This is a genomic window from Colwellia hornerae (assembly GCF_007954355.1).
GTDB classification, from domain to species: domain Bacteria; phylum Pseudomonadota; class Gammaproteobacteria; order Enterobacterales; family Alteromonadaceae; genus Colwellia_A; species Colwellia_A hornerae.
The window spans coordinates 1-7,736 of sequence record NZ_VOLR01000048.1 but is presented as its reverse complement, the minus strand read 5'-3'; the positions used below and the strand labels follow the sequence as shown (position 1 = coordinate 7,736).

Sequence of the window (7,736 nt, the reverse complement as noted above, 5' to 3'; positions counted from 1 at the left end):
TTATTTGAATTAACTAAAGAAAGAGCGGTAGAAAGTTGCATAAAAAAAATCCAGTGATATTAATCACTGGATTTTGATCTCATTAACAAATTAATCAAGCTATAAATTGCTTAACTGATCGGCATTAGCTATATGTGCCTCTTTTTTATTTTTATTGATATTAATCCGGATTAATATGGGTGAAATAAATATTTATTGCCATAAAAGCATACTTTTGTTCTAATAGCTTAAGTTACTAAACGAAACTTATTCTGTAAGATAAGTATCGAAACAAAAGATAAATTTAATCGCATGTCAAAAAGAAACACCCAGCAGCGTCGCCACAGTATTATCTCTGAGCTTAATGAGCACGGAGAAGTAAGTGTCGATAGTCTTGCAAAAAAATTCGTTACCTCAGAAGTAACCATTAGAAAAGATTTAGCCGCGCTAGAAAATAGCGGATTATTGCTCAGACGCTACGGTGGAGCCGTACCTTTACCGAGAGATATAATTGAGCATAAGTCTGATAAAGTTTCGAAACGAAAGGTTTCAATCGCCAGTAAAGCGGCGACACTCATTCGTGATCATAACCGCATCATTATCGACAGCGGCAGTACGACTTCAGCCTTAGTTAAAGAGCTTAATAGCAAACAAGGTTTAATCGTTATGACCAACTCGTTAGCAATAGCTTCTGATTTGCACGCACTTGAGAATGAGCCAACATTATTGATGACCGGAGGCACTTGGGATACACATTCTGAGTCTTTTCAAGGTCAAGTAGCGGAAAGTGTTTTGAGATCATATGATTTTGACCAACTTTTCATTGGTGCCGATGGTATCGATCTAGAACGTGGCACAACCACTTTTAATGAACTACTAGGGCTTAGCCGTGTGATGGCTGATGTCTCTCGTGAAGTTATCGTGCTTGTTGAATCTGAAAAAATTAATCGTAAAATACCTAACGTTGAAATCCCTTGGCAAAATATAGACATACTGATCACAGATGCAGATTTGTCTGATGAACTCAAAGCCAAATTATTAGAACAAGACGTTAAATTACTCATTGCAAAATAAAAGGAAAAATTTATGTGTGGGATCGTAGGTGCTGTAGCACAACGTGATGTAGCAGATATATTAGTTGAAGGGTTAAAACGCCTAGAATACCGCGGTTATGACTCAGCGGGTGTTGCTATAATTGATAACAACAATCAATTAAACAGAGTACGCCGCTTAGGTAAAGTACAAGAGTTAGCAGACGCCTTAATAGCCACCCCTTTATCAGGCGGTACAGGTATTGCTCATACGCGATGGGCTACTCATGGTGCTCCAAGCGAAGTGAACGCTCACCCACATATTGCCAGTGATAATATTGCCGTGGTGCATAATGGTATCATTGAGAACCATCAACAGCTTAGAACTCGCTTACAAGGATTAGGCTACGAATTTGTTTCAGAAACAGATACTGAAGTTATCGCTCATTTGGTTCATCTTGAACTTAAAACATCAGCGACGTTACTTGAAGCTGTACAAAAAACAGTTAAGCAACTAGATGGCGCTTATGGCACGGTCGTGCTTGATACCGCAGATAAGAGCCGCTTAGTTGTTGCACGCTCTGGCAGCCCTTTAGTGATAGGTTATGGCGTTGGTGAAAATTTTATTGCCTCAGATATGATGGCACTATTACCAGTTACCCGAAAGTTTGCTTTTCTTGAAGAAGGCGATGTTGCTGAAGTGACTCGTTTTGAAGTCAACGTATTCGACACTCATGGTGTACCGGTAAAACGTGAAGCAAAAGAACAAGATATCAGTCAAGATAGTGGTGATAAAGGTGAGTACCGTCACTACATGCTAAAAGAGACTTACGAACAACCTACGGCTATCCGCAATACGTTAGAGGGTCGCTTGTCGGGTAATGTGCTCGATATGAATACTTTTGGCGAAGGCGCTGATGAAATATTTAAGGGTATCGAACACGTACAGATTATTGCCTGTGGTACTAGCTATCACTCAGGTATGGTGGCACGGTATTGGTTAGAATCGTTAGCGGGTGTATCGTGTAATATAGAGATTGCCAGTGAGTTTAGATACCGAAAGTCGCATGTTCCTAAAAATGCCCTAATCGTGACTATCTCTCAGTCGGGTGAAACGGCTGATACTTTAGCGGCACTTCGCTTAGCAAAAGAGCTTGGTTATAAAGCGAGTTTAGTTATTTGTAACGTAGCCGGCTCATCGTTAGTGCGTGAATCTGATCTCGCTTTCATGACCAAAGCCGGTGCAGAAATTGGCGTTGCTTCTACCAAAGCATTTACCACACAGTTAGTCGGCTTGTTGATGATGACTTGGGCTATCGGTAAACATCACGGTATGAGTGAAACCGTTCAAAATGAAATCGCCAGTTCATTAATGGCTTTACCAAGTAAACTAGAAGAAGTCTTAGCGCTAGCAAGTTCTATCGAAGATTTAGCCGAAGACTTTGCTGACAAACACAACGCTTTGTTTTTAGGTCGTGGCGATCAATACCCCATTGCAATGGAAGGGGCGTTGAAGTTAAAAGAAATCTCTTACATTCACGCTGAAGCCTATGCTGCTGGTGAATTAAAACATGGTCCATTAGCGTTAATCGATGCTGATATGCCTGTTATCGTTGTTGCGCCTAAAAATGATTTAATTGAAAAACTTAAATCAAATGTCGAAGAAGTACGCGCCCGTGGCGGCTTAATGTATGTGTTCGCTGACAGTGAAGCTAATTTTGCCAGCGACGATACGATGAAAGTTATTAATGTGCCGGTATGTGACGATTTAATCGCCCCTATTGTTTATACCTTACCGTTGCAATTACTATCATATTATGTCGCGATAATTAAAGGTACAGATGTTGATCAACCGCGTAACTTAGCAAAATCAGTTACCGTTGAGTAGCAGTCACTTTAATAGAAAATAATTTACAAAAACGCCACTAACCTTAGTGGCGTTTTTATTTGTAGGTTTCATTAAAGCAGTATGCGATGAAAATAATTAGAAGCTTTGATATTTTAAATACTCAGGATAAAACGTTAAATAATCGCACCAAGAACTAAAGCTACGATATTGGAAACGTTTATCTGTGGCGGTGTACCATTTCGATTCACGAAGCGCTTGTAAACGAAACTTTATTTTATAACCGTCTATTGCAATATAACAAGCAAGACTTTCAGTGGTGTTGTTTTTTATTTTAACTTGTGCAAATCCGTCTAAATTACGGCCATAAATAGTTTTTGTTTTTGGCTTTGCATAGACAATATTTGTTAATAACAATATTAATAACGCAAAAAATAGGGTGATGAGTAAGTTTTTCATTAAATTTACATTTTTTTCTTTAAATAAGGGGTAAGTATTAGCTATTTGATATTCTTTGAAAAAGTATAGCTGACTTATCGTGTAGAGTGAAAAGTGATTGCATATTTAAATAAAAATAACATTATTTTTTAGATACCATTGAAAGCTCTCCCTATTGGCACCATAACTATTTATAACATTATAAAAGCGCTAAAATTTTTTAAACGAAAAGCGCATGCATTAAAGAGAAGAATATTATTATGGCTAACGTCGTTCCAGTAAGAAAAGATCAACACCAGAATTTAAAAGTTACTACTAAACGTGGCTTAGAACATATTGAAAAGCAACATATTGCTCCTATTACAGCAGCAGAATATACCAAAGCCGCTAACAGCTTTCCTATATTCTTAGTTAAACAGCCTGAGGGCTCTAGTTACCGTAGTATCGTAATGCTAGGACTAGAAGCTGGCGAAAACTTATACTATAAAGATGAACGTTGGACCGGTACTTACTTACCACATGGTGCATCTATGATGCCGTTTGGTTTAGGTATAGACCCAGATAAAGAGAAAACGTTAACGACTTATATCGATTTAGACAGTGCTTATGTAGGCGATGACAAAGATAATGCCTTGTTTGACGCTGAAGGTTTGGTTACCGATTTTTATAAAAACGTTCAAGAGTCATTAGGCCGTTTATATGAAAACGAAACGATGACTGAAAGATTCATGGTTGAATTAGCTGAAAACGATTTATTGCAAGAATTAGAATTGCACATCAATTTTAGTACCGGTGAAAATAAAAAACTGGTTGGCTTATTTGGTATTAACGAGAAAAAACTTCAGGAACTTAGCGAAGCTAAAGTTTTAGATTTCCATAAACGAGGTCTATTTATTCCTATTCATGCGATGTTAGGATCTATTGGTCAAATTAATCGTTTAGCTCAATTACGCAATTTATCTGATAGTGAACAAAAAGTAACGGCTATTCAAATACAATTTGCTAAAGAAACTGCTGAAGCATAATCGCTTAAGGGTTTTAAAGAGAAGAGCCTTATGGCTCTTTTTTTATATCTAAATAAACGTAATGTTATATTCTGGGATATACTCATTTTTTAAACTTTTCCATGGAGAGTACAGTGGCTATTCAACTTCCTTTTTCCCATTTAAGTCAATGGCAACAGATCGCTTTTTCTGCTGCATTATTAGAGCGAATGATCCCCAATTATAAAGTTTTTTCTGAACATGCAGATTTTGGTGAGTTTTCAGTATTACGTAATCAATTAGCGCTTATCTGGCAGTGGCTTGATAAAAATAACCGTTGTAAAATAAATTATGATGCACAAATAAATAAATTGGAACCGCAAATACCCGATCCAGAAGGTTTTGATTTTTTTGGGGTATTTCCAGCTATTGATGCGACTATGGCAACGATGTCACTTTTACAGGCGATGCAAGATAAAGAGGTGCAAGGCGCTGAAATTGTCTCAAGATTATCAGAGAATAGCGTAACTTATTATGTTGAACTGATGATTGCTGATCAAAGAGACCCTGATGATGATAATGACATTACCACTAAAGAAATTGAACAACACCCATTAATGGAGTGGGAGTTTGATACGCAAAATGAACTCTATTACGCACTAAAAGATTTTCCTGAAAATAAAGAAACCTGTATTAAAATTAAAGCTATGGTTCTTGAGGAAGGATTATCCAATTTAGGCATTGAAATTACTTAGGATGTACAACCTACTTATTAGAATAACTAAACAATTAGGATAAAAGATGAAATTATTCCACACTATTTTGATGACAGCAGCCTATCTATTTACCTCATTAGCTTTTGCTAATCCGGCAAATACGCTTGAACAAAAAAATCAAAATATCGAAAAATCGATTAATAAGGCAATGAATACTTTTCAAGTGCCCGGTGTCGCGGTTGCTATTATCAAAGATAACAAAGTGGTGATGAGCAAAGGCTTTGGTTTAGCTGAATACGGCACAAATAATAGGGTTAATGGTGATACTCTGTTTGGTATCGCTTCTAATACCAAGGCGATGACCGCTGCGTTATTAGCGAACTTGGTGGATCAAGGGAAATTGACATGGCAAACAAAAGTTATCGATATTATCCCTGAATTTCAAATGCCAAACGCTTATGTGACTCGCGAGTTTACCCTACTTGATTTATTATCACACAACAGCGGTTTAGGCTTAGGTGCAGGCGACCTGATGATTTGGCCTGGTACAACGTTAACCAATAAAGATATTATCAAAGGCTTAAAGCATTTACCCGAGGTTTCAAGTTTTCGCAGTGAGTTTGCTTATGATAATTTAATGTATGTTATTGCCGGCGAGATCATCGCAAAAGTTACCGGAAAAACTTGGCAAGAAAATATTAAAGAAACTATTTTTAAGCCCTTAGGGATGAAGAATACCAAAGCAAAATTTTCACTGATTTCAAAAAATAACAAAAATGTTGCTCGTGCTCATGTTCCGTTAGATGGCAAGTTAAATGTGGTTGGCGGTAACTTCTTAGAACAGTTTTCTTCAGCGGGATCTGTTGCCTCAAGTGTTAATGACATGTCTTTATGGCTGAAAGCACAGTTAAATGAAGGCGGTTATGGTGATAACAAAAAAATTTTTAGTGAACGTCAAAGCCACAACATGTGGCAAATGCGAACAATATTACCTGTATCATCTACCGCGACAAAAAATGATAAAACCCATTTTTCTGGTTATGGTCTAGGTTGGTTTTTAAATGATTACCATGGTGTAAAGTTAGTTCATCACAGTGGTGGCATTCTAGGTATGGTCTCTAAAGTTGTCTTAGTCCCAGAAGAAAACTTAGCGATGGTTATTTTAACAAACCAGCAATCTGGCTATGCTTTTAATGCGATTTATCATCAAATATTAAATCAATATTTAGACTTGCCTGAAAAAGATTGGGTGGATTTTTATGCGACGATGAGTGAGCAACGTAACAGCACAGAAAAAAATCGTTTAGCAGCAGCTGCCACTAATCTTGATAAAAATTCACGTCATTCTTTACCTTTAAAAGCTTATGCACAAACCTATCAAGATAATTGGTATGGTGATATAGCGATTAACTATGCAAATAATGCCTTAAGCATGCAGTTTGGTCATACACCCGCATTACACGGTGTATTAGAGCATTATCAACACAATACCTTTATTGTGCGTTGGGATGACAGAACCTTGGAAGCAGATGCTTTTGTTAACTTTAATCTGAACCCGGACGGTTCAATTAACGAGGTAACAATGCAAGCTGTGTCGCGCGCAACCGATTTTAGTTTTGATTTTCACGACTTAAAGCTTAAACCTAAACAGTAAGCGTTCGAAAGATGATGTTAAGGTGGGAGTTATGGTTAGCATTAACTCCCAGCAATAAACTGACGTTACATTTTTTGGTATAAACGATAAACGACTTGTCCTGCTATTTTTTCTTTTAATAGTGTCCAGTTTATGGGCAGCTGTTGATTATTCTGCTCACTTTCCATTTCTACATAAATCAAAGCGTTATCAGCTAAACTGTGTTCGTTTAATTGCTTGGCTGTTTGCTCAACTAAATTTTTTCGAAAAGGCGGATCAATAAAGACAATATCAAATTTGTTGGTGTTTTTTTCAATAAAACCTAGCACATCGCTATTTACTATCGAGACATTAGCTGATTTTAGTAAACGCTGGTTTTCAAGTAATTGCTGAGCAGCCGCTTTGTTTAATTCTACGAAGCTAACATGGCTTGCCCCTCGTGATAATGCCTCAAAACCCAAACCACCAGAGCCAGCAAAGCAATCTAAACAGAGACTGTCTTGGATATAAGGCATTAACCAATTAAAGACGGTTTCTTTTACTCTATCTGTGGTTGGTCTTAAACCTTCCGCCATTAAAACAGGCAACTTTCGGCCACGATATAATCCGGCAATAATACGAATACTGCCTTTATTGTTAGGTTTTGCTGATTGTTTACGTTGTTTGTTCATATCTTACTCAGCTTTTGTTTTTTGTATTGTTTTTAGGTGCTACTATAGCGAGGATTTTATCCTTGTTTAGTGAACTATTGCCATCAAAATGATGGTGCAGAGAAGAATTTATTGTTATGTCGAAGAAAAAAGGTCTATTTTCCTGGTTAGGTTTGGGACGTCAGCAAGAAGAAGCTGCTGAAGAAGTTACCGATGTTGTTGAAACATCAGTAGAAACACTTGATGTTTCTGAAGAAAAGGTCACAGAGAATGTTGAAGAAATTCAAGGTGAAAGCCTTGTAATCGATGACATTGTTGTCGACAATATTCTTGCAGAGCCAGAGCCAGAGCCAGAGCCAGAGCCAGAGCCAGAGCCAGAGCCAGAGCCAGAGCCAGAGCCAGAGCCAGAGCCAGAGCCAGAGCCAGAGCCAGAGCCAGAGCCAGAGCCAGAGCCAGAGCC

Annotated in this window: 7 protein-coding genes and 1 pseudogene; 6 read left to right on the top strand and 2 right to left on the bottom strand. The window is 37.7% G+C overall.

Annotated features, from left to right (window positions below; genetic code table 11):
• The first annotated feature begins 291 nt into the window (after positions 1-291).
• The gene (locus ESZ26_RS18565) at positions 292-1,053 is read left to right on the top strand and encodes a DeoR/GlpR family DNA-binding transcription regulator (RefSeq protein ID WP_146796400.1); all 762 of its coding nucleotides are present in this window, start codon (positions 292-294) and stop codon (positions 1,051-1,053) included.
• A 12-nt stretch (positions 1,054-1,065) separates the two neighbouring features.
• Positions 1,066-2,898 carry a glutamine--fructose-6-phosphate transaminase (isomerizing) gene (glmS, locus tag ESZ26_RS18560; RefSeq protein WP_146796403.1) on the top strand — a complete coding sequence of 611 codons (1,833 nt, stop codon included), beginning with the start codon at positions 1,066-1,068 and terminating at the stop codon, positions 2,896-2,898.
• A 96-nt stretch (positions 2,899-2,994) separates the two neighbouring features.
• On the opposite strand, the gene ESZ26_RS18555 is transcribed toward glmS, so the two are convergent.
• Positions 2,995-3,315, bottom strand: a complete 321-nt coding sequence (locus ESZ26_RS18555; RefSeq protein ID WP_146796406.1) for a hypothetical protein — start codon at positions 3,313-3,315, stop codon at positions 2,995-2,997.
• 239 nt (positions 3,316-3,554) lie between these two features.
• Between ESZ26_RS18555 and ESZ26_RS18550 the strand changes: the two genes are divergently transcribed.
• The 3 genes from ESZ26_RS18550 to ESZ26_RS18540 all read left to right on the top strand — a co-directional run bounded on the left by ESZ26_RS18550 (position 3,555) and on the right by ESZ26_RS18540 (position 6,647).
• Positions 3,555-4,319, top strand: a complete 765-nt coding sequence (locus ESZ26_RS18550) for a SapC family protein (protein ID WP_146796409.1) — start codon at positions 3,555-3,557, stop codon at positions 4,317-4,319.
• A 113-nt stretch (positions 4,320-4,432) separates the two neighbouring features.
• Positions 4,433-5,032 carry a YjaG family protein gene (locus tag ESZ26_RS18545; RefSeq protein WP_146796412.1) on the top strand — a complete coding sequence of 200 codons (600 nt, stop codon included), beginning with the start codon at positions 4,433-4,435 and terminating at the stop codon, positions 5,030-5,032.
• A 46-nt stretch (positions 5,033-5,078) separates the two neighbouring features.
• Complete coding sequence (locus ESZ26_RS18540; protein ID WP_146796415.1) at positions 5,079-6,647, top strand: serine hydrolase; 1,569 nt, start codon at positions 5,079-5,081, stop codon at positions 6,645-6,647.
• Positions 6,648-6,712: 65 nt separating this feature from the next.
• Here the strand turns inward: ESZ26_RS18540 and rsmD are convergent, their stop codons facing one another.
• Positions 6,713-7,297: a 16S rRNA (guanine(966)-N(2))-methyltransferase RsmD gene (rsmD, locus tag ESZ26_RS18535; protein ID WP_146796417.1), complete on the bottom strand. Its 585-nt coding sequence runs from the start codon at positions 7,295-7,297 to the stop codon at positions 6,713-6,715.
• 116 nt (positions 7,298-7,413) lie between these two features.
• On the opposite strand from rsmD, the pseudogene ESZ26_RS19305 reads away from it, so the two are divergent.
• A pseudogene (locus ESZ26_RS19305) lies at positions 7,414-7,736 on the top strand (hypothetical protein); the annotation flags it as partial.

Coding starts and splice junctions, on each gene's coding strand:
- rsmD (WP_146796417.1), bottom strand. CDS start 7,297: ATGAACAAACAACGTAAACAATCAGCAAAACCTAACAATAAAGGCAGT.
- glmS (WP_146796403.1), top strand. CDS start 1,066: ATGTGTGGGATCGTAGGTGCTGTAGCACAACGTGATGTAGCAGATATA.
- ESZ26_RS18555 (WP_146796406.1), bottom strand. CDS start 3,315: ATGAAAAACTTACTCATCACCCTATTTTTTGCGTTATTAATATTGTTA.
- ESZ26_RS18540 (WP_146796415.1), top strand. CDS start 5,079: ATGAAATTATTCCACACTATTTTGATGACAGCAGCCTATCTATTTACC.
- ESZ26_RS18550 (WP_146796409.1), top strand. CDS start 3,555: ATGGCTAACGTCGTTCCAGTAAGAAAAGATCAACACCAGAATTTAAAA.
- ESZ26_RS18565 (WP_146796400.1), top strand. CDS start 292: ATGTCAAAAAGAAACACCCAGCAGCGTCGCCACAGTATTATCTCTGAG.